General features: G+C 36.5%; 23 protein-coding genes. 18 read left to right on the plus strand and 5 right to left on the minus strand.

Translation table 11 applies throughout. The annotated features are described in order from the left end of the window. Positions 1–141: 141 nt before the first annotated feature. The 5 genes from TY11_RS12955 (at position 142) to menC (ending at position 6606) form a co-directional block, all read left to right on the plus strand. On the plus strand, positions 142–2652 hold the full coding sequence (locus tag TY11_RS12955) for an ABC transporter permease (RefSeq protein WP_042146810.1): 2511 nt from the start codon (positions 142–144) through the stop codon (positions 2650–2652). 14 nt (positions 2653–2666) lie between these two features. Beyond that, positions 2667–3353 carry an ABC transporter ATP-binding protein gene (locus TY11_RS12960; protein WP_042146812.1) on the plus strand — a complete coding sequence of 229 codons (687 nt, stop codon included), beginning with the start codon at positions 2667–2669 and terminating at the stop codon, positions 3351–3353. A gap of 207 nt (positions 3354–3560) precedes the next feature. After that, entirely contained in the window at positions 3561–4700 is a 1140-nt protein-coding gene (locus TY11_RS12965) for a M20 peptidase aminoacylase family protein (protein WP_042146815.1), read from the plus strand. Then, positions 4701–5474 (plus strand): GNAT family N-acetyltransferase, encoded by a 774-nt coding sequence (locus tag TY11_RS12970; RefSeq protein WP_042146817.1) that lies wholly within the window; start codon positions 4701–4703, stop codon positions 5472–5474. A 16-nt stretch (positions 5475–5490) separates the two neighbouring features. Beyond that, positions 5491–6606 carry an o-succinylbenzoate synthase gene (gene menC, locus TY11_RS12975; RefSeq protein ID WP_042146819.1) on the plus strand — a complete coding sequence of 372 codons (1116 nt, stop codon included), beginning with the start codon at positions 5491–5493 and terminating at the stop codon, positions 6604–6606. A gap of 125 nt (positions 6607–6731) precedes the next feature. Here menC and TY11_RS19875 read toward each other — a convergent pair whose 3' ends face one another. Then, positions 6732–7856 (minus strand): N-acetylmuramoyl-L-alanine amidase family protein, encoded by a 1125-nt coding sequence (locus tag TY11_RS19875; RefSeq protein ID WP_052345828.1) that lies wholly within the window; start codon positions 7854–7856, stop codon positions 6732–6734. A gap of 667 nt (positions 7857–8523) precedes the next feature. Here TY11_RS19875 and TY11_RS12985 point away from each other — a divergent pair. The 7 genes from TY11_RS12985 (at position 8524) to TY11_RS13015 (ending at position 13536) form a co-directional block, all read left to right on the plus strand. Continuing rightward, a complete protein-coding gene (locus TY11_RS12985) occupies positions 8524–8937 on the plus strand; it encodes a hypothetical protein (RefSeq protein WP_042146821.1) in 414 nt (137 codons plus the stop codon). A gap of 2 nt (positions 8938–8939) precedes the next feature. Beyond that, positions 8940–9719, plus strand: a complete 780-nt coding sequence (locus tag TY11_RS12990) for a hypothetical protein (RefSeq protein ID WP_042146823.1) — start codon at positions 8940–8942, stop codon at positions 9717–9719. Between the two features lie 101 nt (positions 9720–9820). Continuing rightward, positions 9821–10459: a hypothetical protein gene (locus TY11_RS12995; protein ID WP_042146825.1), complete on the plus strand. Its 639-nt coding sequence runs from the start codon at positions 9821–9823 to the stop codon at positions 10457–10459. 31 nt (positions 10460–10490) lie between these two features. Further along, positions 10491–11036, plus strand: a complete 546-nt coding sequence (gene lepB, locus TY11_RS13000; protein WP_042146827.1) for a signal peptidase I — start codon at positions 10491–10493, stop codon at positions 11034–11036. A gap of 228 nt (positions 11037–11264) precedes the next feature. Beyond that, positions 11265–12038, plus strand: coding sequence for a basic amino acid ABC transporter substrate-binding protein (locus TY11_RS13005; RefSeq protein WP_042146829.1), 774 nt, complete (start codon positions 11265–11267; stop codon positions 12036–12038). A gap of 41 nt (positions 12039–12079) precedes the next feature. Beyond that, entirely contained in the window at positions 12080–12811 is a 732-nt protein-coding gene (locus tag TY11_RS13010; RefSeq protein ID WP_369797412.1) for an amino acid ABC transporter permease, read from the plus strand. 2 nt (positions 12812–12813) lie between these two features. After that, a complete protein-coding gene (locus TY11_RS13015) occupies positions 12814–13536 on the plus strand; it encodes an amino acid ABC transporter ATP-binding protein (protein ID WP_042146831.1) in 723 nt (240 codons plus the stop codon). A gap of 101 nt (positions 13537–13637) precedes the next feature. Here TY11_RS13015 and TY11_RS13020 read toward each other — a convergent pair whose 3' ends face one another. The 3 genes from TY11_RS13020 to TY11_RS13030 all read right to left on the minus strand — a co-directional run bounded on the left by TY11_RS13020 (position 13638) and on the right by TY11_RS13030 (position 15973). Further along, the gene (locus tag TY11_RS13020; protein WP_042146833.1) at positions 13638–14615 is read right to left on the minus strand and encodes a proline dehydrogenase family protein; all 978 of its coding nucleotides are present in this window, start codon (positions 14613–14615) and stop codon (positions 13638–13640) included. 78 nt (positions 14616–14693) lie between these two features. After that, positions 14694–15512: a cytochrome c oxidase assembly protein gene (locus TY11_RS13025; protein WP_042146836.1), complete on the minus strand. Its 819-nt coding sequence runs from the start codon at positions 15510–15512 to the stop codon at positions 14694–14696. Beyond that, complete coding sequence (locus tag TY11_RS13030) at positions 15509–15973, minus strand: DUF2243 domain-containing protein (RefSeq protein ID WP_042146838.1); 465 nt, start codon at positions 15971–15973, stop codon at positions 15509–15511. Before TY11_RS13030 ends, TY11_RS13025 begins: the two co-directional genes overlap by 4 nt. A 174-nt stretch (positions 15974–16147) precedes the next feature. Here TY11_RS13030 and TY11_RS13035 point away from each other — a divergent pair, with 174 nt between their 5' ends. The 6 genes from TY11_RS13035 to lhgO all read left to right on the plus strand — a co-directional run bounded on the left by TY11_RS13035 (position 16148) and on the right by lhgO (position 23884). Beyond that, a complete protein-coding gene (locus TY11_RS13035) occupies positions 16148–17212 on the plus strand; it encodes an AbrB family transcriptional regulator (RefSeq protein WP_042146841.1) in 1065 nt (354 codons plus the stop codon). Between the two features lie 333 nt (positions 17213–17545). Further along, a complete protein-coding gene (locus TY11_RS13040; RefSeq protein ID WP_042146843.1) occupies positions 17546–18523 on the plus strand; it encodes a TAXI family TRAP transporter solute-binding subunit in 978 nt (325 codons plus the stop codon). Between the two features lie 19 nt (positions 18524–18542). After that, the gene (locus tag TY11_RS19880) at positions 18543–19055 is read left to right on the plus strand and encodes a DUF1850 domain-containing protein (RefSeq protein WP_052345829.1); all 513 of its coding nucleotides are present in this window, start codon (positions 18543–18545) and stop codon (positions 19053–19055) included. After that, entirely contained in the window at positions 19052–21025 is a 1974-nt protein-coding gene (locus TY11_RS13050; RefSeq protein WP_042146845.1) for a TRAP transporter permease, read from the plus strand. The genes TY11_RS19880 and TY11_RS13050 overlap by 4 nt, the downstream gene beginning before the upstream one ends. A 195-nt stretch (positions 21026–21220) precedes the next feature. Next, positions 21221–22666 carry an SLC13 family permease gene (locus TY11_RS13055; RefSeq protein ID WP_231495820.1) on the plus strand — a complete coding sequence of 482 codons (1446 nt, stop codon included), beginning with the start codon at positions 21221–21223 and terminating at the stop codon, positions 22664–22666. 21 nt (positions 22667–22687) lie between these two features. Continuing rightward, positions 22688–23884, plus strand: coding sequence for an L-2-hydroxyglutarate oxidase (lhgO, locus tag TY11_RS13060; protein WP_042146847.1), 1197 nt, complete (start codon positions 22688–22690; stop codon positions 23882–23884). A 562-nt stretch (positions 23885–24446) separates the two neighbouring features. On the opposite strand, the gene TY11_RS13065 is transcribed toward lhgO, so the two are convergent. Then, positions 24447–25379, minus strand: a complete 933-nt coding sequence (locus tag TY11_RS13065; protein WP_042146849.1) for a nuclease-related domain-containing protein — start codon at positions 25377–25379, stop codon at positions 24447–24449. Between the last annotated feature and the right edge of the window lie 37 nt (positions 25380–25416).

A 25416-nucleotide genomic window follows, 5' to 3' on the forward strand; every position in this document is an offset into this window, starting at 1 on the left:
TTATTACCTCAGATAGAAAAAAGAACTCCTGATCTGTATTAGATAAATTATCACAAAATATATTTAATCTTGTTTATTTTTTGTTTATAGTTTATGTTAAGTATAATTACCTGGTTCTAAATTCCTTGTGGAGGACACGTGATGAAAATAATTATAAAACATGTTATAAAAAATATCTTTGAAAAAAAGCTTAGGTCAGCGATTGTTCTCTTAACAATTCTTTTATCAACACTAGTTCTATTTATAGGGCTTAGTTTAAATTCAATTATCAATGAGACGTATTCAACCATGTTACAGGGAGCCTATGGAGACGCTAACCTCATTGTTAACAAGAATACAGATGATGGGAATCCATTCTATGAGACTAGTGAACTTGAATTAGCAGGATTAAACTCTATGAGTCGTCTAGATCTAATCCAAGTAAATGGAAAAACCAAGCTTAATGGCGACGAAAAAACTGTGTCCTTATATGGGATGGATACCAAAACTGCTAAAGAAATGGACTTAATTGATGTTATATCAGGGGAAGTAAAGCTAGGTAATGATGCCGTGATCATTAGTCAAAGAATTGCTTCAGATTATGGTCTAGCAATTGGGGATCGACTGGAAATAACTCGTGGCAAAGATACATATGATTTCAATATTGGAGGAATAAGTAAACCGGATGGCTTATTTTATTCGGAAAAGGGAGACGTACTCCTTATCACCGACTCACTGAGAATAAATGATATATATGGAACGTCAAATATGGTTGCTAGTACACTATTACAAGTTCCGACTGAAGAGATAGATTCTACTATTGCCAGTCTAAGGGAAATAAATGATAATTTTGTAGTTCAAAAGACCAATGCAGCAGATTCAATCCTACGTGATGAGCAAACCTTTCAAATGGTTATGATGTTATCCATCATTATTATTGTGTTAATAAGTGCATATGTTATCTCATCCCTAACAAAATTAATCATTACGGAACGATTGCCGGTCATGGGTACATTTCGGAGTGTCGGTGCTCATAAGGGCATGATGAATCGCGTTCTTTTCTTAGAATTCTTTGTATATGGTGTTATAGGATCTGTATTAGGAATTGTACTAGCTGTTATTTTACTTCCATATGCAGCAGATGTTTTTAATGAATATAAGGAATATGGAGTGGAAACCATTGTTACATATAATGCAGTATACTTGTTTACTGCACTTTTGTTCGGCATGATATTCCCGGCTTTAATCAGCTTCTTTCGGATTCTAAAAGCAAACAGTAAACCGTTAAAAGAAGTGCTTTTCGACACATCGTTTACACCAGAAAAGCGTTCAAAATGGGGATTGATTTTAGGGATTCTGTTATTGGCATTGGCCTTTTTGATATACTTTGTAAACAGATATGATGATATACTACTTGCGATTCTATCCTTACTACTCTTATTTGTTTCCATTGTGATGCTAATGCCTACTTTATTAAATGGAATTTCCCGTTTCATACTTGTATTACTCGGAAAAAGCACTGCCGGAGAGTTTAAGATTGGGATAAAAAACATTGCTGGTAATAAGATTGTTGCAAATAATGTAAGCATGATAATGGTCGTGTTTTTACTATTATTAATGGTAGGTATTTCTAGTGCCGGAATAGACCGGTACGTTACCAATACATTGGAAAAGGATTTTGATGTAACGCTATCGTTACCGGATAATAATCTAGCCATCGCAGATGAAATTAAGGAAATGGACGGAGTATCAGAAAGCTACAAGCAAACAATAAGTCTGGGAATATCAAGTTTGGACGGTGTTCAAACTTCAATTGTAATCCAAGGGGTTAACGATTTTACTGTGATGGATGATTTTTATGAGGGAATTAAGTATTTGGATATCGATAAGGACAAATTAATAAATCTTGAAAATGCAATTATTCTAGATGAATATATGACGAAAAAGTATGGCCTTTCCATAGGGGACATCATTGAAATTCAACCGGTAGATTTAAATGATGAACCAATTGAACATTCTAAACCGATGGAAATGGTAGTTTCGGGAACGATGGATAGTTCGGGCTTTTCATCTAGTCGCAACTCTGCTTTAATTTCAATGCCTTTCTTTGAAACGTATTTTGCTGGTATTTTTCATGAACTGGTTCTGAGAGTGAAAGATGGATACACGGCAGAAGAATTAAAGGAGAGTATAACCGATTCTTACATCAATCATGATTTAGAGGTTATTACTTTTGATGAGATGCTTGGCTCACAAAAAGCCACGATTGATACATTAATTGATGGAATTACGATGATTATTGGTTTAGGTATGATAGTAGGTGTTTTAGGAATCTCCAATAATTTAATGGTTTCCTTTAATCAGCGTAAAAAGGAATATGCAATTCTTTACTCCGTATGTATGAGTAAGGGACAAATTGTGAAAATGCTTCTATCCGAAATGCTTACCACCTTCCTTGCAGTAGTAATTATTGGTCTGTTTGGTGGATTCGCGTTAAATATCCTGTTAACAAAGCTACTTTATGCAATAGGAATGCAAACAGAATTCGATTTCACCTTTGGCCTTTTTGGTTTGTTAAGCCTGATTGTTGTCATCTTGCTAAGCTTATCGAGCTTGTCACTAGTACGTAAAGTATTCAAACTAAATATTATGAAGGAATTGCGTTATGAATAGGGAGGCATGTTGAAATGGCGAGTATGATTTGGACAGAGAAGCTTTGTAAGAGTTTTAAGGTGGGTGGGAATGATATTCCCGTTATTAAAGATGTTGAGATAACTATTGAAACAGGAGATTTTGTTTCCATTATGGGGCCATCAGGCTCTGGAAAAAGCACGTTGCTATATTTACTAGGTGGTATTGATGAACCAACTTCAGGACGGGTATTTATTCAGGAAAAAGATATTAATCAGATGAAGGATAAAGAAAAGAGTAAATTACGAAGGAAATCCATGGGCTTTGTTTTTCAATTTTATAACTTGGTCCAAAACCTTACAGTAGAAGAGAATATTTTGCTCCCTGTAACAATGGATAAGAAGAAGACTGTAGATTATAAAGAACAGCTGGATGAAATTTTAGAAATAGTTGGATTGTCTGCACGGAGAAAGTACACGCCAAGAGAGTTATCGGGTGGGCAACAACAACGAGTGGCAATAGCAAGAGCACTAATCCTAAATCCTGCATTAATATTAGCGGATGAACCAATTGGGAACTTAGATAGTAAGACAGGAACAGAAATTATGGAGCTTTTCCATCGAATCAATAAGGAAAAGGGCATTACGATTGTTCAAGTGACACATTCGGAAGAAGCGGCTGAGTATGGGAATCGGTTAATTCGAATGAAGGATGGCATGGTCCTGGAGCCGGTTAAAGTTTAGTGGAAAGTGTGTAATTAGGAAGTGGGACAATTGTTGATCCACTTCCTTTTTATTTTGACCTCTGGCTACGGTTCTCGTTGGTTGACTCCATCATACTTTTCCCATAAGATTTGAACATAGAAAAGTGATTGAAATAACAGATTATTGGGTATAGAAAAAACAAATATATTGCATATGCTAGTAGTAGAAAGGGGTATCAGGGACACCATGGGAACAACATACGTTAAGCTTAGGCCATTATTAACAGATATTTTTAACCACTTACATGCAAATCCAGAAATAAGCTGGAAGGAATATAAAACAACGGAATATATTAAAGGATTGCTCGAAGAAAAAGAATGTACGATTAAAACGTTCGAGGATACACCGGGTTTAGTCGTTGAAATTGGGAGTGGAAAACCAATTGTTGCACTGCGGGCAGATATTGATGCATTATGGCAAGAAGTGAATGGGGAATTTACAGCCAATCATTCTTGTGGCCATGATGCCCATATGACCATTGTTCTTGGTGTTTTATTCACATTACTTGAGGATGGAATTCCGAATCAAGGTACATTTCGTTTTATTTTCCAACCTGGTGAGGAAAAAGGTGATGGAGCACTCACACTTGTCGATAAAGGCGTAGTGGATCAGGTGGACTATCTTTATGGACTTCATTTGCGCCCTATACAAGAATTACGCAATGGCCAATTTTCACCCGCAATACGACATGGAGCTTCTTGGTCAGTTGATGGTGTAATTACTGGAGAAGATGCTCATGGAGCAAGACCTCATTTGAATGCAAATGCAATTCAGATTGGCAGTGAATTTTTCCAGCATTTGAATAATATTTATCTGGATCCTATGATTCCCCATTCCGTGAAAATGACTAGCTTCCATGCTGGTGGGGAGAGTACCAATATCATTCCAGGTAATGCTACATTTTCGGTAGATATGCGTGCACAAACGAATGAAGCAATGGAAGAATTGATGGGAAAAGTGGAGCGTATTGCTAAGATGCTTTCAGATTATCATCAAGTAGACATTGAACTTTCCATTAGTTCAAGTGTAGCTGCTGCAGTTATCAATGAGGAAGCAAGCAAGATTATGGAAACGGCTATTATCGATACGGTTGGAGCAGAACATTTAGTACCAATGATTACAACAACTGGTGGGGATGATTTTCACTTTTATACGATTAAAAGACCTAACCTAAAAGCAACTATGCTTGCAGTTGGCTGTGATCTGGAGCCGGGATTACATCATCCGAATATGGTTTTTAATCATGAAGCAATAGAGCCAAGTGTGGAAATCATAGTAAAGGCGATGTTGAAAACAGTTGAAAACTACCAGATTAGAGGGGATTGAATGGGAATAGAGATTAGAGAAATTACAACTTTAGTTGAACTAGAGGAAATGCAAAAAGTGGAGCATGCTATTTGGGGGGATATGCCGACACCGATCCATCAAACGTACACCGCCTATTATAATGGTGGTGTCATGATTGGTGCTTTTCTTGATGGAAGGATGATTGGTTTCCAGTACAGTTTTCCTGGTTTTAATGGAAAAAACCCTTATCTAGTTTCACATACCTTAGGAGTGTTACCAGAATATCGAAAATTAGGTCTTGGTGGTAAGATAAAGTTAAAGCAAGCTGAAGTGGCAGGAAATAAGGGTTATGACATGATGATTTGGACATTTGACCCTCTTGAAAGTGTGAACGCTTATTTAAACTTACATAAATTAGGCGGAGTGGTTACTACTTATAAGGAAAATCATTATGGTGAATTGGATGATGGATTGAATAGTGGGCTTGCAACCGATCGTTTCCAAGTGGAATGGTATTTCCGGAAAGAACAGGAACGGAAAGCAATTGTATTTGAAACATCGAGGGTTATCCTGGAAATGGATGAGGATGAAAAGCCTAAACGGTCAAGCGTTGATTTTCAAAAGGATGGCAAGTCTTGGTTTGTTGCTATTCCAGACAATATTCAGGAAATAAAGCAACGTGACATTGATTTGGCAATAGAATGGCGCATGGCGACAAGGGACATATTCAAAATGTTAATTGCAAATGGATATCAAGGTAGAGATGTCATTCGAGGTAATGGTGTAAGTTATTACTGTTTTTGCAGTTCATAAGGAAGAAGGGGTATAAATGGCAATACCATTAAAGAAGATTATTTTACATCGACTTAAGATGCGAATGATTTTTCCGTTCACTACGAGTTTTGGAACCATGCAAGACAAAGAGTTCTTCATTGTAGAGGCAGTAGATGCAAATGGGAACCGCGGCTTTGGAGAGAGTGTTTCGTTCCCAATTCCTTGGTATACGGAAGAGACAGTAAAGTCCAATAAAATTATGATAGAAGACTTTTTAATTCCTATATTACGTGAAAGTCCAATCGAACATCCGGATGAAGTTTCCCCGCTTTTTGGTAGATTGCGTGGAAATAATATGGCTAAGGCAGCCATTGAGGGTGCTGTATGGGATCTTTATGCGAAGCGGCAGGGAGTATCACTTGCTAAGGCGCTTGGAGGAGAGAAAACAGAAATTGATGTAGGAATTAGTATAGGTATTCAGCCAACAATAAATGATTTGTTGATGAAAATTGAGGGATTTTTGGAGCAAGGATATAAACGAATAAAGTTAAAGATAAAGCCTGGACATGATGTGGACATGCTTCGTCAAGTGCGAGCTGCATTCCCAGATACGCAGATTATGGCTGATGCCAATTCCGCCTATACCTTACATGATATTGAATTGTTAAAGCAACTAGATGATTTAGATTTAATGATGATTGAACAACCATTGCAACATAATGATATTATTGATCATGCAAAGCTGCAAAAAGAAATTAAGACTCCAATTTGTTTAGATGAAAGTATTTATTCTTTGTATGATGCCCAAAAGGCAATTGAACTTGGTAGCTGTAATATCATCAATATTAAAGTTGGTCGTGTTGGAGGATTGTCTGAATCTGTTAAAATCCATGATTATTGTAAAGCGCACGGTATACCTGTTTGGTGTGGTGGCATGTTAGAAGCTGGAGTAGGGCGGGCCCATAATGTCGCCATTACAACGCTTTCCAATTTTGTTTTACCTGGAGACACTGCGGGTTCTTCTCGTTATTGGGAGAAGGATATTATTAAACCAGAAGTTGTAGTAGAAAATGGTATTATTAACGTCCCAACAGACCCAGGAATTGGTTACGATATCGATGAAGAAGCATTAGAAGAATTTCGATTTGAGAAAGTTGAATACGATATGTGAGGAAAATCCCTCTGTACGGGCATAAACAGAGGGATTTTCCTATTGTCAAAAGAAAAAAAGTGCACCAGAATCCATAGATCCAGGTGCCAGCTATATTAAAGGGAGGGTCTAACTAACAATCTAACCTATTTAACAGATATTTTATCATAATACTCCATTAATCCTTCCGTAATGGCTTTTGCTACGGATTCCTGATATTCTTCTGTTTGCATTTTCTCAAGATCTCCTGGATTGGTCATAAATCCTAACTCAAGTAAAACGGCAGGATTTTGGTTATGTGCTAATACATAATAACCTTCTTTTCTTATACCCCGATCAGACATATCCAGGTTATTAGTTAGCGCTGTATGAATCTCTTTTGCAAGATTTCCGCTTGTTGTGGAATTGGAATAATACGTATTAATACCATTTACAGATGAATCACTAAAATAGTCATAATGGAGACTAATAAATACATCTGTTTTGTGGGTATTACTCTGCTTTACCCTATTCTGTAATGATATAAACGTATCATCTTTCCTTGTGAAATTTACTGTAGCTCCTTCTTGCTCCAAATACTCAGCCAGCTTTTTCGCAGTAGAAAGCGTAATGTTTTTTTCATAAACATCATCTTTAACGGCACCAGGGTCACCACCACCGTGGCCAGCATCGATTAGAATATCATATCCATCTAATGTATTTTTTGTCACAACAATTGTATCTTCAGAAATTTGGACTTTATTTGGTGTGTAAATGCCCACCGGTATCTCAACTTGTTCATCTAATGCATGTTCCGGTTTGTTCTTTTCGAAAAAGAAATCTTCATGCTGCTGCTCTGAATCGTTGCTATCATCTTCCACCGGCACGGATTTATTACCTTCTACTTTATTTAATTCTTCTTGTTCTTTTTCAACTGGAGCTTTTTCTGATGGATTTTCCTTATCTTCTTTTACTTCTGTATCTTCAGGTGCACTATTATCTTCAATTAATACTAATTTTTCTGAGTAAACCCAAACAGGCTGTCCATTATAGAAGGTTTTCACCCAACCGTCAATCTCATCAAATGTACGGAGTTTATCTCCTTCTACTAATGTACCAATACTTTCTGCTTCTTCACTGGGAGCAGTTCGCATCAGGCTTTCAGTTTGAACTTCAAATAATTTATTATGATCATTTTCTATTTCTTGTGCATGTGCGTTATTTATAGGAAAGAACGATACAAACACAACGAATAACCCTGTCCCCAAAAACATCTTTAAAACTTTACTCATATTCTCTCAATCCCTTTCTTTCAGATTATGAATCTATCAAAAAGGATGGACAGTAAATAATAGATTTATACCTTTATAGTTAAAATTTTCGTGGACTTTAAAAAAAATGGTTCTTTATTAGTAGGTGACACCGGTTATCTACTAGGACAATTGACTGGGAGAAGTGAGAGTTCTGCTTCTTTGGTTGGGTATTTTATGTAAGTAGTATTCTATTAATCTATCACTTAGTACATGAAAGTAGTTTAGGTCCTTTATTGTTTTATGTCGAAAGAGCAAATTACAGGAAAATAGTAGACACTATATGCCAGGTAGTAACCATTAAGTCTATTTGTAAACAAATTTTGCAGACCATAGGGTAAGAAGTTTAGGTAAAGGGGACTATTAGGTTCTATCTACTGGTATTGGTTGTATCCAAATTTCTAGTAGTTAAAGTTTATGATTTCATCAACATTAATCCTATTTCGACTTGAATAAACATTATCTCCAGTAATAAAGGAATCTATCTACATTATTTTAGAGTTTTAGCTGTTTTTTTGAAACTATTATACCAATAAACAAATAGTAGATTTATAGGATTCTTTATTCTGAATTTCCTGTTAATATGGGCACAACGGGTGATATTTATGTGAAAAGTTGGAAAAAATATGATAGGAAGGTCGGGTGATAAATGAAAAAAATACTAGTGGGTTTGATAGTAACTTCTTTATTGCTAGTTTTTTCAATGGTGACTGTTCATGGAAATAGTTTCACTTATAAGGAGAGGCTAGAAGACATGATTAGTAGTGTTGAAAACTTGTTTAAAGCGCAAAATGATAAACATGAAATAGTAGAGGAAGATCTTGCGCTGCTATATAAGGAAATGTCAGGCGCTACTGCTAACAACCTCGAGCAGTATAAAAGAAAATATCTATTGAATCTTGCTGAAAAAGAAGAGAATATTCAACTTCACGAACCTTTTACAGAGTATACAGAACAAAAAAATAATGAAATCGAATCTGAGATTAGAGAAGATATTGCCTCATATATCAGTGAACTATTAGAACAGGATAACAATCAATTTAGGAATAGAAAGGGAGAATAGAGATGAAAAAAGGAAAGAGCTTGAAGAAGAAAATTATTGCAGGTGTTGTAGCAGTTGGGGTTATATCCGGTTCAGGTGTAGCATTTGCCAATACAGATGCAGGTGCTAATCTACGTGCATGGTATGAAGGTATGTTCGGCCAAACCGTTAGCTCCATTGAGGAAGAGGTTACCGCATATGGGGAAAGCAGACTCCCAGCATTACAGGCAGAATATGAAGCATTAAAAGGAGAAGCACTAGTAGATATTGATTTATCTAGAGAATTAGCAACTGGCGAATCTTTGGAAGAAATTATTAATGCCAAACTAAGTCATCTAGATTCTCTTGATGCAGAAGAACAAGCTATTTTAGAAAATATTGGACTAGAATTTTATAATGTATTCCTAGATGGCTATTTTGAAATTCAACGACTTCAGCAAGAAGGGCTTGCGTTCGCTACTAATGACTTAGCTACCTATACTGGTGAAATTAGTCAAGCTGCTCAAGATGAAATGGCAGTAGACATTAATACAGCAAGAGATGAGGCAGTTCAAGAACTAGAAGATGCTATTCGTGCAGCACAAGAAGCTATTGGATCTGAGCTTGCAAATCAAGAGGAGATTACAACTCGTAATTTAAAGAACCAAATTGAATTTCACATCAGAGAGCTAAGAGGTCAAGTGACAACTTTGCTAGATTCATTAGTGGCAGATCAAGAAGCAATTATTGTTGCTAAGGCACAAGAACTAGAAGATGGTGCAAAAGCAGCTCTAGATGAAGTTGTAAATGGAATAAATCAATAATAGTGTTATAGATCAAGTGGATGCCTAGTATTGGGTCTGACTCCCATGTATGCCTGGAGCAGATCCTTTCAGGGGATCTATTTCTATTAGGAGGTTAATTTATGAAGAAAGGAAAGAAACTATCCCTAAAAATAATTGGAACACTTTTCGCTATATTTTTATTGATCAGTAGTGTTAGAGTTGCTTTTGCTGAGCAGGATATTGCACAGATGTTATATAGTTGGATGGATAATAAAAGAACTCAATCTATTCATGAATTAGAGCAAAGCATCTCATTAGAACAAGTAGAGCAAACAACCAGACTAAAACGTGAGATTCAACATGTGATTACCTCAGCAGAACAACAACATCAGGAATTTCTTACGAATGAAAAGGTAAAACGGAAAAATAGATTAGAAGAATATGCTGATAAATTGATTAAAAATTATGACGTCACAATGGATTCAGGTGAAAATGTTATTAATAAGTTAGAGTGTATCGCTTTGAATGCAGAAATAGAAATGGATATTGTTTTGGGGCTGAAGGATAAAAGCGAATTAAGGGACTGCGGAGAATTAACAGTTGTGAGACCTGTTATTAAAGGTGAAGAAAGTGGGGAAAATGCTTTAGATCAAGAAAGCATAATAGAAACAGCAAAGGAACATGAGATTTCAGAAGAAGAAGTACAAGAACCAGAAAGTCCAAACAATAGTCGTAAGGAAGAAGAAGGTTCTGGTGATAAAGTGGAATCTGCTGAATAAGTTAAAATCCTTCTAGTGGTAGGTGGTATAGATGGAAACGGGTATTTTTGTTGATGAACGTAGTGTTGAGAAAGAAGAGGAAAAGAAAGCCAGTTGGGGTAGTTGGACTGTTTTTATTATCAGTATAGTATTGATATTCATTATTGTTCGTTTTGTTATCGGAGTTATTACTATTTCTGGTAATTCAATGAATCCTACAATAGAAGATGGTGACCTATTATTAACTAGTAATCTGATTTTTACAGTTGAGCGGAATGATATGATTGTTTTTCGAGACGACAATGGATTTAATGTTATAAAAAGGGTAATTGGATTACCAAATGATAGAATTGCAATACAGAATGGGGCTGTTTTGGTTAATGGGGAAATAGTTAACGAAACCTATACGACGGGTCTATCAAATGATATGGAGGAAATAATAGTCCCGAGCAAATCCTATTTTGTCTTAGGGGATAATCGAACACCAGGTGAAAGTTTGGATAGTAGAGATCATAACGTAGGGACAATTGATGAGAAACATGTATTAGGTGAGGTAATCATTTCCTTATTCCCTTTTTCCTTAATGAGTATACAATAAGTGCCAGAACTGCGATAAATTCGACAATTCGTAGTGCCTGGCACTTTACTATTTATGGTACTTAAGACCGAACAATTCGATTAGTTTCGACAAGATTAGTGTTTTAATGGCACTAGAATAGTATTGATTATGCTCGTATATTCGCATATAATTATAATAATCATCCAAATTATTTGATAATTGTAAAAAGAGTGATGATATCAAAAAGGGAGAGGGGATTCATTTTATATGAGGTATTTTAAGAAATACTGGTCCGTTGTCTTCTTAGTAATTACATTAAGTTTGATTTTAGCTGCTTGTGGTTCAAGCACAGGCTCAGGTTCATCAGGAGAAAAGTTAGTTGTTGCTACTGATGCTACATATGCACCAATGGAATACATGGATGATAATGGGAAAATCGTCGGTATAGACATTGATATTGTAGATGCAATCGCAGATGCAGCAGGCTTCGAAGTGGAATATAAGAACTATGGCTGGGAGCCGTTGTTTGCTGCGGTAGAAAATGGAGAAGTTGATTTTGCGGTATCTTCAATTACCATTACGAAGGATCGAAAGGAAACCTTTGATTTTACCGATCCATACTTTGTCGCAAACCAGGTAATTCTTGTACCTGCAGATAGTGATATTAAGAGTTTTGAAGATTTAAAGGATAAAAAAGTATCGGTACAAATCAATACAACTGGTCATGAGGTTGTCAAAGATTTACTGGGAAATACTAGTGCAGATATTGTTGCAACAGAAACAATGCCACTTGCGATTACGGAAATGTTAAATGGAAACGCAGATGCATCAGTTGGTGATAACTCGGTCGTTTTAGAATATGTGAAAAACAATCCGGATGTAGAATTGAAGACACTTGAAGATGATAGTTTTGAAAAAGAATACTATGGATTAATGGTGCAAAAGGGGAACTCAGAGATTATTGATTTGCTTAATGAAGGAATCCAAAAAATTAAAGAAGATGGCACATTAAAAGAAATCACTGGTATGGATATCGAATAGCCTCAGGGTAGTAACAGACCGATATCATACTGGAGGTGGACATGATAGATTTTTTAGATGCTATTCGGTTTGACATGATTTGGAATTACAAAGAACTTTTTATTCGTGGTCTTTGGATTACACTTAGTCTTACAGCTGTTGGTTATGTCGGTGGTATCATACTTGGGCTTTTCCTTGGGATAGGAAAGCTTTCTAAGATTAAGTGGATTTATTATCCAGCCAAGTATTATGTGGATTTTTTTCGTGGAACACCATTATTGGTTCAAATCCTTCTTATTCACTTAGCGGTAATTCCAAGCATTTTCGGTCATTCATTAGGTTACTTTGTGTCCGGTGCTACAGCACTTATGCTAAACTGTGCAGCCTATAATGCAGAAATCATTCGTGCGGGGATTCAGTCAATTGAAAAAGGACAAATGGAAGCAGCACGTTCTCTTGGTATGCCGCAAGGGGAAGCAATGCGATTTATTATCTTGCCACAGGCATTTCGCAGGATGATTCCACCACTTGGAAATGAATTAATAGCCTTGTTAAAAGATTCTTCCTTGGTAACGGTAATTGCTGCAAATGACCTGTTGTATGCTGGAAAAGTTGTAGCAGGTGCTTATGCACGTTTCTGGGAGCCGTACATTACGGTGGCTATTCTATACTTACTATTGACATGGGTATTTACAAAAGTAATTGCTTATGTGGAAAAACGGTATAGTAACAGCTATATACCTTCACAAAGGCGCAGGTTATTCTCATTCGGACGCGCTTCGGCAGGAGGGTAAACATGATAAAAATACAAGGATTGCATAAATCGTTTGGAAAATTAGAGGTTTTGAGAGGAATAAATTGTAATATAAGTGAAAAGGAAGTAGTCTGTGTTATTGGTCCAAGTGGGTCTGGAAAAAGTACCTTTTTGCGCTGTATCAATTTATTAGAAGAGGTCACAGCTGGATCCATATATATTGATGGCGTTAAGATAAATAGTAAAGACACGGATATTAATGAAATACGTAAAGAAGTAGGGATGGTGTTTCAACAATTCAACCTATTTCCCCATATGAATGTGTTAGAAAATATCACAATTGCCCCAAAGAGAATTAGAAAAATGCATGAGATAGAAGCGAATGATTTGGCGTACCAGTTGTTGGAGAAGGTTGGGCTTAGAGATAAGGCTAGCGCTTATCCCGAACAGCTTTCCGGTGGACAAATGCAACGTGTAGCCATTGCGAGAGCTATGGCAATGCGACCAAAGGTCATGCTATTTGATGAACCAACATCTGCGTTGGACCCAGAAATGGTAAAAGAAGTGCTAGATGTTATGAAACAACTCGCTAAGGATGGTATGACAATGGTTGTGGTTACTCATGAAATGGGCTTTGCACGGGAAATGGGTGACAGGGTACTATTTATGGATGAAGGCATCATCATGGAGGAAGGTACACCTTCTGAAGTATTTGGCCAACCAAAGAGTACTAGAACTCAAGATTTCTTGAGTAAAGTGCTTTAAAAGGTTTTTAGATGGAAGTCCTTCTTGAATGGAAGGCTTTATCTATTATTCTTAATACAAAAAATCCTCCAGCAAGAAAATGTTGCTGGAGGAATATTAATTTACTTTTTTCTCTTCTTAGTCAATCTACCTAAAACAAATGCTCCTGCAGCAACTCCTAATACAGTATTAGTTCTCTTATTAAATACTTGTTTAACCATGAGATTAATATTTTGTGGACGTTCGGCTAGACGACGCATGTAGTAGCCATACCAGTCATCACCAAATGGAACATAGGTACAGAAGTTATAGCCTTCTTTTGCTAATTCTAATTGCATATCTTTACGGAATCCGTACAACATTTGGAATTCAAATTTATCTAATGAAACATTATTTTCTTTTACAAATTCCTTCACATGATTAATGACTCTGTGATCATGTGTTGCGATGGATGTGAATTTTCCACTAAGTAAATGATACTCTATTAGTTTTAAGAAGTTATTATCAATATCCTTTTTATCTTGGAATGCTACTGATTCAGGTTCTTTGTATGCACCTTTAACAATGCGTAGGCGATAGTCCTTATATTTTTCAATGTTTTTTACTGAATCATAGAAATACGCTTGAATAACAGTTCCAATATTATCGAATTCAACAGAAAGCTCGTCAATCAAATCAAAAGAGGGTTTTAAATGGCCATAGTCTTCCATGTCAAAATTGATGAAGATATCATATTCTTTCGCTTTGGAAACGATTTCTTTTAAGTTCTGCTTACAAAACTCATAGTCAATATCAAGCCCAAGTTGTGTTGGTTTTAAAGAAATATGGGCATCGGCATTGTTTGTATGAATTGCTTCAATTACCTCTAAGATCTGGTTCTTCGCATTAAGAGCTTCGGATTCTTCTAATACAAATTCTCCCAAGTTATCAATTGTTGCAGAGATGCCATTGTTATTTAATTCTTTTACACTTTGAATCATATCTTGAATATTAGTACCAGCAACTACAGATTGGGCACCTAGTTTTAAACCGTATTTTTTCGCAGTAGTATTTAAGAATTGATTTTGTGACATACCAATGAAGAAATCTTTTAAGTTCATTATTCATACCTCATTTTCTTTTACTTTTTCTTTTATTATAACGGAAAAAGATGTTTTCTGTCACTTCTTGTATATTGTCTACAATATATCGCTAGTTTGATTGCTATGGGAGTAATCGGTTGATTTTCTTATTCTAGGTCTCGAAGCCTTATACCATTGATGACATAGAATAATAATGATAATCAGATCTATAGCGTCTCCGCCATAGTACATCAACATTCCTCCTAATTCGGCTTCAGGTTGTGGTACACCCTTTGGTGGAAAAGCATAGATGTATTTGGCTAGGATAGCATGTGCCGCTAAAGCAATTACTAGTATGATAGAACGATACATATAGGTATGACGTTGCAGGGTTGGTTCGATGTAAATCATAGACATGGTAAATAAATAACTCGCCAGAAATACATGTACATGTATTAAGAGATACAATAGAGCATTCTCATGCATGGATGAATATAGACTTGTTGTATATAGAAGCCACAATCCACCCATATTCAGGACCGAAGCGATAATAGGTTGGTGCATAAATTGAATAGGTTTGCTTTTTAATAAAGTCGTTACTTTTCTAGCATTATGCGTAGAAATTGAACGAAGAAAAATGGTCATAGGTGCACCTAATAACAAAAGTAATGGTGCCAGCATTCCAAGAAATAGATGGGTAATCATATGTATGGAAAAATCTTGATGTGCAAGTTTAGCTAATGGGCCTGTAATGGATAACAAGGCGCACAGAATCCCTAGAGTGAAGAAAATAATACGATAGAATGGCCATTTTTTAAACTTTCTATTGGAATAATATACTGCGAGAAGGTAGCCGATGAATCCAACAATAAATGGAATCGCCATTAGTTTTTCAAGAAAATGGATTGCTTCTGGGAGATGGTGATGTGTATTCATTCTTTATCTGCTACTTTACTTTTTGATTTTATAATAAGGGCAATTCCAATAAGCATTATCGCCGCTGCAAGCAAGTTCCAAATGACATCATATACGATTAGATTTTCTACGTAGCGGATTTGGTGGATACGCATAATTTTATGCTGAATAATTCCATCATATAAATTAAAGGCGCCACCTCCTAATAAAACACTCCCCTGCCATAATGGATATAAAAACGCATCTCTCCTTCTTAAATCAGCTACTAAATATAATCCACCGACTGTTGCAAACCAGCTAAAAACGTGGAAAATTCCATCGGATATGAGCCCTATACTCGTTGTGGACCTATCATAAAATTTGTGCCAGTGAAGTATTTGATGAAAAATCGCTTCATCTAGAAATGCAACAAGCCCTAATCCGAAAAGAATCCCTGACACTATATTTCGATTTAAATAGACTTTTTTTAATTCTTTTCCCATCAATTATTCCCTCTCAACATAATGTATTTTCGTTATCCATTATGGTCTGCAATTATCAGTGATATTCAGAAAAATCACGGTAAAGATTTTGGTTGAACTAATCTTGTTCAATTTAGATTAACATGATACGTTAAGATGGATATTTATTTCACTTTAAAGGGGTCTTTTCAGGCAATGTCATTCAAAGTTATCTTTTCACTAATAGAAGCAGCCCTTATTGCTGTTGTTGGTGGGTACATATTTTTATTACTAAATACTCCACTTCCATGGATTTTGGGTCCTTTAACCTTTGTCATCCTTTGGCAAGGTTTCACGAAAAGAATATTGGACATTCCAAATTACATTCGTGATTCCGGGTTTATTATTCTAGGAATCTACTTTGGTTTATATTTTACAAAGGAAACACTCAAAATGGTGATTCCCTATTTGCTTCCATATATTGGTGTGACCTGTCTGTTAATTTTAGCATGTATCATACTGGGTATGCTGGTAACTAGGTGGATCCGGGTTGACAAGGTTACCAGTGTATTCTCCTGTATCCCAGGAGGTTTATCTGAAATGGCCATTGCAAGTGAGTCGCTAAAAGGAAACGTATCTTTAGTAATTATTTTTCAGACAATTCGTCTAGTTACAGTGCTATTTACTATACCACCAATTATGGTTTACTTTCTTGGTAATACTGGGGGTAGGAATTATCAACAAGTAGTTTATACGACAGCGACGGATTTTATGGATTACTTATGGTTTTTAATACCAGTGGTTGTTTCTGTTCTTATGCGGAATAAAATTCCTGCTGGAATCATTATTGGTGCTTTAGGTGTTACAGCACTGCTTAATGTTAGCCTAATAGAACTAGCCTCAATACCATCTCTCATTATGAATGCAGGTCAGATAGCGGTAGGTGCAAGTCTTGGAAAAAATATTCTGTTTCAGGATTTAAAAGTAGGAGGAAAATACACTTTTGTATATTTTGGCCTATCTATTACTATAATCGGAATATCTTTTGGTTTAGGTGCATTATTAGCAACATTTACATCACTTGATTTAGCAACTGCTATGCTGGGCATAGCCCCAGGTGGATTTTTTGAGATGGTATTAACTGCATATAATGTTGGAGGGGATCCAGCAGTTGTGAGTGCTCTACAACTTTCGAGAATATTGTTAATTGTTTTACTCGTACCTATTATACTAAAATGGTGGTTTAGTAGAAAAACAAACCCTAAAATCACATCAAAATAACTTTAACACATCTATCAATAGGGTAAGCACACCTAAAATCAAGATGCGTTTTATTTTTTGAAACAAGTTGGCAAAATATTATTTACAATTCCAAATAAATGTATTATTATGAACAATATGAAATAAATAAACGGTTTTCCGAAAGTTTTTTGTAATTATTCGTTATGTTTAAAAACCACCTAGGTAAGACATCTATGGAAATGAGATCTTACTTTTTGGTGTTTTTTTCTGTTCATATATGTAAGCGTTTTCTAGCGGTGCGCAACAACCTGTTTTATTAAGTCCTAATATATATAGGAATTAATATATCAATTAATAATGGAGGGGAAATTAATGAAAAAGACTTTATGCTTTAGCTTGGTTGTAGCACTTATTCTTGTATTAGGTGCTTGCAGTAACAAGACTGGTGGATCTGATGACGGCTCTTCTTTAGAAGGTGAATTCGTTACAGTTCTAACGGGTGGTTCATCAGGGGTGTATTTTCCACTAGGCGGTGCAATGGCAAAAATTTATCAAGAGATGGGAGCAAACGCGAATAGCCAATCCACAGCTGCCTCAGCTGCAAATATCACAACGTTAAATAAAGGGGACGCTGAGGTTGGATTCTCTATGGGGGATGCTGCTGAGGATGGATATAAAGGTATTGATAGTTTTGAAGAACAAGGTGCTCAAGAAAATATCCGTTCTATTGCTTCATTATATCCAAACTATCTACAAATCGTTGCTACTGCAGATTCCGGTATTAAAACCATTGAAGATTTAAAAGATAAAAACGTTGCTGTAGGTGCGCCTGCATCTGGTACAGAAATTAGTGCGAAGCGTGTTTTGGAAGCTTATGGAATGAGTTATGACGATATTAATGAAGATTTTCTTTCATTCGCTGAAGGTGTGGAAGGAATTAAGAATGGCACAATTGATGCAGTTGTGATTTCTTCAGGACTACCAAATGCTGGTGTCATGGAACTACAAACTACGAATGATATTGTAGTTGTTGAAATCGCAGAGGAAAAAGTGTTAGAAATGCAAAAGAATTACCCTTCATTCTTCCCGGCAACAGTTGGGGCTGATGTCTATGGGTTAGATATTGATACTCCTACTATTGGGGTTAACAATGTACTTCTAACACATAGTGACGTATCAGACGAAGTAGTTTATGAATTAACAAAAGGATTCTTTGAAAATCTCGATACATTAAAAGATACCCATAACGCTGCAAAGGATATTGATATCAAAAATGCTTTGAAAAACCTACCTGCGCCACTTCACCCTGGTGCAAAGAAATATTTTGATGAGCAGGGTATATCTGAATAAAATGTAAGAAGGAATATACATGCGTAGAAAAGTAATCATCATGGTGATTGTAATTTTGATTGCAACTGGAATCTTCTTGATTCCAGTGCAATCTGGAATATTAATAACCAACCTTGAAGGGAAACCGTATCACTTTTTTAGTTGGCAAAGTAATACGGTTACAGTTGGTTGGCGTCATTCTGTAGAATTGACGCCATGGAAAGAAACTTATGAAATATTGGATGATCACAAGTTAACCTTGGAATCTACTACCTATAAATCCTATGGTGCTGGAACGCCTGATACGGATGGAAAGGTTAAGATTCTTAAGGATGGATTTATTCGAGTTACTGGAATAATACGAGAAATACCTTATTATTCACTTTATTATGTACCAATTTCACAGTATTACATTGAAGATGGTACTACGCAATATCCTCTAAAAAAATATGTTCCAGATTATAATCATGTTCAAATTCATTATGAAGAATTAAACTTATTTGAATGGCTTACATTACATTATTCTCATAGCAGGGAGGGGTGGACCAAATGAGTGAAGCTGTAAAACCAGTAGAAGAATTGTCTGTTGATGAGCAAAAGAAGCTCCTTGAAAAATTTGATGCTGAGTCCAGATTCCGTAATTTTAATATTCCATGGATGGTTCGACTTGTGACATTCTTTGCCGTTGGATTAGCACTTTTTCATTTGTACACATCATTTGCAGGACCTTTAGTTACCTTGAAACATCGTGCACTACATACTGGTGTAATATTAGTTCTCGTTTTCTTACTTTATCCATCTCGTAAAAAAGCACCTCAGAATCGGGCATCTGCCATTGACTTTATGCTTGCTATCATGGCACTTTCGACGATCGCCTATATTTTCATTGACTATATGGGAATTGTAAACAGGGCGGGCTTACCGAATACGAATGATTTTGTATTTAGTTTGCTAATCGTAATCCTTGTGCTTGAAGGAGGACGTCGTGTCGTTGGAATGGGTTTAACCATTTTAAGTTCACTTTTCCTGCTCTATGCATACTTTGGTCCTTATCTTCCTCGGATTATTGCTCACCGAGGGTATTCGATTGAAGATATTACGACATATATGTATTTAACTACAGAAGGAATATTTGGTACCGCAATTGGGGTATCAGCTACCTATATTTTCTTATTTGTACTGTTTGGTTCGTTCTTAAATCGGACCGGGCTTGGTCAACTTTTTAATGATTCGGCACTAGCTATTTCTGGGCATACAGCTGGTGGACCTGCAAAAGTTGCTGTTCTATCTAGTGGATTTCTTGGTTCAATTAATGGATCAGCTATTGCTAACGTGGTAACCACTGGTTCGTTTACTATTCCATTAATGAAGAGAACCGGTTATTCTAAGAACTTTTCTGGTGCAGTTGAAGCCGCGGCTTCTGTTGGTGGTCAAATTTTACCTCCTGTTATGGGGGCGACAGCGTTTATCATGGCTGAGACCCTGGGGATGCCTTATAAGGATATTGCGATAGCAGCAATTCTTCCAGGTATTCTTTATTATATGGGTGTTATTACGGTTGTCCACCTACGGGCAAAGAAGCGTGGATTAAAAGGCCTGTCGCGTGAAGAACTGCCCCGTATCATCGATGTATTAAAGGAAAGAGGACACTTGCTTATTCCTTTAGTAGTGTTAATTTATATGTTATTTGGTGGGTTTACACCTATTTATGCTGCTGCATGGGCAATCATTTCTACGGTTGTTGTTGCCATGTTAAGGAGAAAAACTCGCTTGAGTCTTAAAGGGGTTATCCAAGCACTGGAAGATGGAACGAGAAGTGCCGTTGGGGTGGCAATGGCCTGTGCAATGGTTGGGATTATTGTTGGGGTTGCATCTCTAACAGGTTTTGGTTTAAAGATGACAACAGCAATTCTAGTATTGGGTCAGGATACGTTAATCTTGACACTATTCTTTACCATGATCGCTTCTATTATTTTAGGTATGGGACTTCCTTCTATTCCGACGTATATTATTACTTCTTCAATGGCTGCACCAGCGTTAGTACAGTTTGGAATTGAACCGTTTGTTTCCCATATGTTCGTATTCTACTTTGGAATTCTTGCAAACTTAACACCACCAGTAGCTTTAGCTGCTTTTGCGGGTGCTGGAATTTCAGGGGGAAATCCAAATCGAACCGGCTTTATATCTCTCAAACTTGCTGCAGCAGGGGTGTTGGTACCATATATTTTCGTTTACTCACCTGAACTATTAATGCAAAATGCAAGTACAGGAGATATTATATGGATAGCAATTACAGCTGCAATTGGAATAATTGCACTTGGAGCTGGTTTAGAAGGATACTTATTTGCTGATATGGCTTGGCTAATTAGAATTATTTCCATGGCAAGTGCTATCACACTAGTAATCCCTGGAACTATCACAGATGGAATAGGGATTGGCCTATTAGCTATTGTATTGATCATCCAAGTATTGGCAAAAAAGAGAAACAAAAATACTATTGAACAAGATAAGATTGCAAACTGATTTTTAGTCAGGAAAGAGAAAGTAGGATGAGGTTGGGACAAAAGAGATTTAGTTAAAGAAAACCCGAACTAATATGATAAGTACATGGCCCAGCAACGGAATGTTCAGGTTTTTTTAAACTTAATCTTTTAGTTATTTCCCAGCCTCTTCCCTTTTTATTATCATGGTTTGACTTAATAAGGAGTAGAGACAACAATGAAAGAATCAGAGATTCATCGTTCTTTACCCATGGACCAAGAGAAAATGAAAAAGTTCATTAGCTTTCTTGTGGCAGCTGTCGTGTTTTTATTACTTTTGTATGGATTACCAGATACCTTTTCCTATGAAGCAAAATTAATGACAGCAATTGTAACCTTTGGTGTTATCCTTTGGGCACTTGAACCCATTCCAATTGGACTAACTGCCTTACTTATTTTAGTACTCATGCTAACTTTCAATATATTTGACACATCAATTATTTACAGTGGATTTGCATCTCCCGCAACACACCTAGTCGTTGGAGGAATGATGATTGCTCAAGCTGTAAATGAAACAGCATTAGTGAAGCGTATCAGCTATTTTATTGTGAGAAAATGGGGTGCAACTGCTAAGGGGCTACTTGGAAGTGTTATCATCGTTCAACAGATTCAAGCACTCTTTATCCCCTCTACTGCAGTTCGCACGACATTAGTTTTACCGATTTCATCCTTAATTGTTAAAACAGTAGGTGCAAAATCTGGTAGTAATCTGCGAAAAATGATTATGGTGGGTGTTGCATTTGGCGGGAACATCAGTGGTACAGCGATTTTACCAGCTGCAGTTGGGAATATTTTAACAGTAGAATTATTGAATCGCTATGCAGGTATTAATATTACATATTTTGAATGGTTCCTATATACATTTCCATTATGGTTAATTTTGATTCCAGCAATTTGGCTTCTTTTATATAAATATTATCCATTGAAAGAGGAACAAAAGAGTTTTCCACATATCAAGGGTGAAATGGATAAGAAAATGAAGGAATTAGGATCAGTTAGTACCAAGGAGATTCGCTGTCTATTAATTTTACTTGCTATTGTAGGGCTGTGGATTACCGAGCCATATCATGGTATGCACCCAAGTGTTCCTGCATTGATTGGCGCACTTATCATGACACTACCAGGTATTGGCTTTGCGAAATGGGAAAGTGTTGTCAAAATCAATTTTAATACGGTTCTACTAATCAGTGTGACATTGTCAATGGGGTATGGGCTAATCGATTCAGGTGCAGTAGACCGAATAGGGGATTATCTAAGTGTTGATTGGTTCTTAGAGAGTATACAGAACCCGATACTCGCAGCGATTTTAGTAATCATTCTAACGCAAATTTTCCATAAACTACTATCAAATGTATCTGCTGCAGTTGTAACATTGATTCCAGTTATGATTAGTGTAGCGGATAATGCTGGGGTTGATCCATTGCCACTAGCGTTTATTGCCGGAGTAACTAGTTTATATGGGTTCTTGTTAGTGGTAGAAACAATGCCAAATTTATTAGTGCACAGTACGGGCTTTATAGGTCAACGAGACTTTTTAGTTCCGGGAATTCTTGCGACCTTGGTAACGGTGATTGCCACTATTATCGTTGCCCTGACATGGTGGCAATTGATTGGGTTTATTTGATACATGTTAGGAGGGCTTCTAATGTATGATTTTTTAATTATTGGCGGGGGAATCGTTGGATTATCAGTTGGAATGACATTATTGGAAAGGCAACCAGGGGTAAAGCTTGCCATTTTAGAAAAAGAGGAAGATATAGCGCAACATCAGACTGGACATAATAGTGGGGTCATTCATTCTGGAATTTATTATAAACCTGGGAGCTACAAAGCACGATTCGCTAAAGCAGGCAATGAGAGCATGCGAAGATTCTGTGAAGAACATGAGATTTCCCATGATATATGTGGAAAAGTGATTGTTGCAACAAATGAGGGAGAGATACCGAAGTTAGAAAAGTTATTTACGCGGGCATATCAGAATGGACTGAAGGCAACATGGTTATCTCGGGAAGAATTGATGGAAAAGGAACCTTTTGTTAATGGGGTGGAAGCTATTTATTTACCATCAACTGGAATAGTTGATTATAAGACTGTTTCAAGTGTCATGGCATGGAAAATTCGTTCAAAGGGTGGAACCATTCTTACGGATTCAGAGGTTACCGAGGTGGATGAACGTGAGAATGCTGTCATTGTGGATACCAAAGATAAAACATACACAACGAAATTTCTGGTGAATTGTGCGGGATTACATAGTGATCGGATTGCGAGAATGGCAGGCTATCATGTTGATGTTAAAATTTTCCCATTCCGTGGAGAGTACTATGAATTGCGTCCGGAAAAGCGGCATCTTGTGAATAACTTGATTTATCCGGTTCCTAATCCTAATTTTCCTTTTCTAGGTGTACATGCAACTAGAATGATAGATGGGAAGGTAGAAGTAGGACCAAATGCGGTTCCCGGATTTAAACGAGAAGCATATTGGAAGACATCATTTAATTGGAAGGATTTTAGTGAAATTATATCTTATCCCGGATTTTGGAAACTTGGATTTACATATGCAAAAGAAGGACTTGATGAAATGAGTCGTTCCTTCAGTAAGAAGCGATTTACGGAAAACATAAGGCAACTTATTCCTAGTATTGATGAGGATGATTTGATGCCAGCACCAGCAGGTGTCCGCGCACAAGCATTGGGAAGTAACGGGGAGCTATTCGATGATTTCTTTATTATTAATGGACGGAATAGTGTTCATGTATGCAATGCCCCTTCCCCAGCAGCAACGGCAAGTCTTGAGATTGGAAAGGAGATAGCAGGGAGGATAGGGGTTAGATTGGGTGTGTAGCTGTTTTGAAAAGGGCCAGATGGCCTTTTTTTTGTTGAGTATGATGACTGGAGGGCTGAAATTATTGTTCCAGAGAGGAAGATGGTTGAAATGCAGAATAGAAGGGTTCTAATCTTCATTTCAGAAAAGAAAGCAGGTTGAAATGCAGAATAGAAGGGTTCTAATCTTCATTTCAGAGAAGAAAGCAGGATGAAATGAAGAATAGGAGGGTTTTAATCTTCATTTCAGAGAAGAAAGCAGGATGAAATGAAGAATAGGAGGGTTCTAATCTTCATTTCAGAGAAGAAAGCAGGATGAAATGCAGAATAAAAGGGTTCTAATCTTCATTTCAGAGAAGAAAGCAGGATGAAATGCAGAATAAAAGGGTTCTAATCTTCATTTCAGAGAAGAAAGCAGGTTGAAATGCAGAATAGAAAGGTCCTAATCTTCATTTCAGAGAAGAAAGCAGGATGAAATGCAAAATAGAAGACCAGTAATCTACATTTTTATAATAATAAAGGCATTATTGCTGATTAGTTAACCCTGCTAATAGATTAATCACATAAAAAGACCTGGTAAGCTATCACTTACCAGGCCCAGACCCACTGTATTCAAAATAAGACCAGCGTTTATTACTTATAAATTTGAACTTTTTCATAAGTATTCTCTGTACTCTTTGTGTTGAAGAAATGCATTCGCACCACTCATGTACCATACTTGTTGTTATTTTTTCTTTAGGGAATAATAGAATTAATTCTCTGGTACTTCGTATAACGGCATCAGCTAATTTTTCTCTTTTTCCACAAGTATTGCAATAACAGTAATGACCCTGCACGCTTATGGAAATTGAATGACAACTTTTGCAGTTAATTCCCTTTTTTAATTGACTAAATGAATAGGTTGGTAATTTAGAGTAAGGAGAGTCTTTCTGGTGGAGTGAGATGAGCTTGTCTGCGATTAATTTGCTCAGATTCGTCAATTTAGATTGATTGGTATTTAACTTTTTGACTAAGGTGTTAATTTGACTAGGGAGGACGAAGGGTTTAGTTGCAGGGGCATTGTACAAAGTGAATTCAGGATTGACAAACACTATAGAAGATTTTATTGCATGATGGAGACCGTGATTGCTGAGTAGTTGCCGTAATAATGTTTCTGCGCGATCTAATTGGTGTTCTGGGTTTGTTATTTTGTATTTTGGGTACTTATAAAAGTTGTCATTATCATAAGTGTATTCCCCCTCAAAATTTTTCACCTCAAATAATTTTATAAATTCTTGAAAAATGATTAGGGTATCAATTTGAAAGGTGGTGTTATTCATCTTAAGAAGTAAATCTTTTATGATGAGACAATCGTTTTGTAGTTGATTATCTAGGATCCTATCAAATAATAACTCTCCTTCATACCCTTTTTTTAAGTTGAAATAGTGCTGCCTAACTTCTTCAGATAAGTTGCCTCGAAGATATAGAATTTCCAAAATTTGCAACTCCCTTGATGGAGTTCTTTTTTTCACTTCCATTTTCCACTTCCTTTGAAGGATTAAGTTATTAAAACTT

The organism is Paucisalibacillus algeriensis (genome assembly GCF_000577245.1).
GTDB lineage: Bacteria > Bacillota > Bacilli > Bacillales > Amphibacillaceae > Ornithinibacillus.

What these genes read in the sequence shown, in the direction of transcription:
- TY11_RS13040 (WP_042146843.1), top strand. Translation starts at nt 17,546, where the DNA reads ATGAAAAAGACTTTATGCTTTAGCTTGGTTGTAGCACTTATTCTTGTA.
- TY11_RS19880 (WP_052345829.1), top strand. Translation starts at nt 18,543, where the DNA reads ATGCGTAGAAAAGTAATCATCATGGTGATTGTAATTTTGATTGCAACT.
- TY11_RS13065 (WP_042146849.1), bottom strand. Translation starts at nt 25,379, where the DNA reads ATGGAAGTGAAAAAAAGAACTCCATCAAGGGAGTTGCAAATTTTGGAA.
- TY11_RS13010 (WP_369797412.1), top strand. Translation starts at nt 12,080, where the DNA reads ATGATAGATTTTTTAGATGCTATTCGGTTTGACATGATTTGGAATTAC.
- menC (WP_042146819.1), top strand. Translation starts at nt 5,491, where the DNA reads ATGGCAATACCATTAAAGAAGATTATTTTACATCGACTTAAGATGCGA.
- TY11_RS12965 (WP_042146815.1), top strand. Translation starts at nt 3,561, where the DNA reads ATGGGAACAACATACGTTAAGCTTAGGCCATTATTAACAGATATTTTT.
- TY11_RS13050 (WP_042146845.1), top strand. Translation starts at nt 19,052, where the DNA reads ATGAGTGAAGCTGTAAAACCAGTAGAAGAATTGTCTGTTGATGAGCAA.
- TY11_RS13035 (WP_042146841.1), top strand. Translation starts at nt 16,148, where the DNA reads ATGTCATTCAAAGTTATCTTTTCACTAATAGAAGCAGCCCTTATTGCT.
- TY11_RS12970 (WP_042146817.1), top strand. Translation starts at nt 4,701, where the DNA reads ATGGGAATAGAGATTAGAGAAATTACAACTTTAGTTGAACTAGAGGAA.
- TY11_RS12985 (WP_042146821.1), top strand. Translation starts at nt 8,524, where the DNA reads ATGAAAAAAATACTAGTGGGTTTGATAGTAACTTCTTTATTGCTAGTT.
- lepB (WP_042146827.1), top strand. Translation starts at nt 10,491, where the DNA reads ATGGAAACGGGTATTTTTGTTGATGAACGTAGTGTTGAGAAAGAAGAG.
- TY11_RS13030 (WP_042146838.1), bottom strand. Translation starts at nt 15,973, where the DNA reads ATGGGAAAAGAATTAAAAAAAGTCTATTTAAATCGAAATATAGTGTCA.
- TY11_RS12960 (WP_042146812.1), top strand. Translation starts at nt 2,667, where the DNA reads ATGGCGAGTATGATTTGGACAGAGAAGCTTTGTAAGAGTTTTAAGGTG.
- TY11_RS19875 (WP_052345828.1), bottom strand. Translation starts at nt 7,856, where the DNA reads ATGAGTAAAGTTTTAAAGATGTTTTTGGGGACAGGGTTATTCGTTGTG.
- TY11_RS12995 (WP_042146825.1), top strand. Translation starts at nt 9,821, where the DNA reads ATGAAGAAAGGAAAGAAACTATCCCTAAAAATAATTGGAACACTTTTC.
- TY11_RS12955 (WP_042146810.1), top strand. Translation starts at nt 142, where the DNA reads ATGAAAATAATTATAAAACATGTTATAAAAAATATCTTTGAAAAAAAG.
- TY11_RS13025 (WP_042146836.1), bottom strand. Translation starts at nt 15,512, where the DNA reads ATGAATACACATCACCATCTCCCAGAAGCAATCCATTTTCTTGAAAAA.
- TY11_RS13005 (WP_042146829.1), top strand. Translation starts at nt 11,265, where the DNA reads ATGAGGTATTTTAAGAAATACTGGTCCGTTGTCTTCTTAGTAATTACA.
- TY11_RS12990 (WP_042146823.1), top strand. Translation starts at nt 8,940, where the DNA reads ATGAAAAAAGGAAAGAGCTTGAAGAAGAAAATTATTGCAGGTGTTGTA.
- TY11_RS13055 (WP_231495820.1), top strand. Translation starts at nt 21,221, where the DNA reads ATGAAAGAATCAGAGATTCATCGTTCTTTACCCATGGACCAAGAGAAA.
- TY11_RS13015 (WP_042146831.1), top strand. Translation starts at nt 12,814, where the DNA reads ATGATAAAAATACAAGGATTGCATAAATCGTTTGGAAAATTAGAGGTT.
- lhgO (WP_042146847.1), top strand. Translation starts at nt 22,688, where the DNA reads ATGTATGATTTTTTAATTATTGGCGGGGGAATCGTTGGATTATCAGTT.
- TY11_RS13020 (WP_042146833.1), bottom strand. Translation starts at nt 14,615, where the DNA reads ATGAACTTAAAAGATTTCTTCATTGGTATGTCACAAAATCAATTCTTA.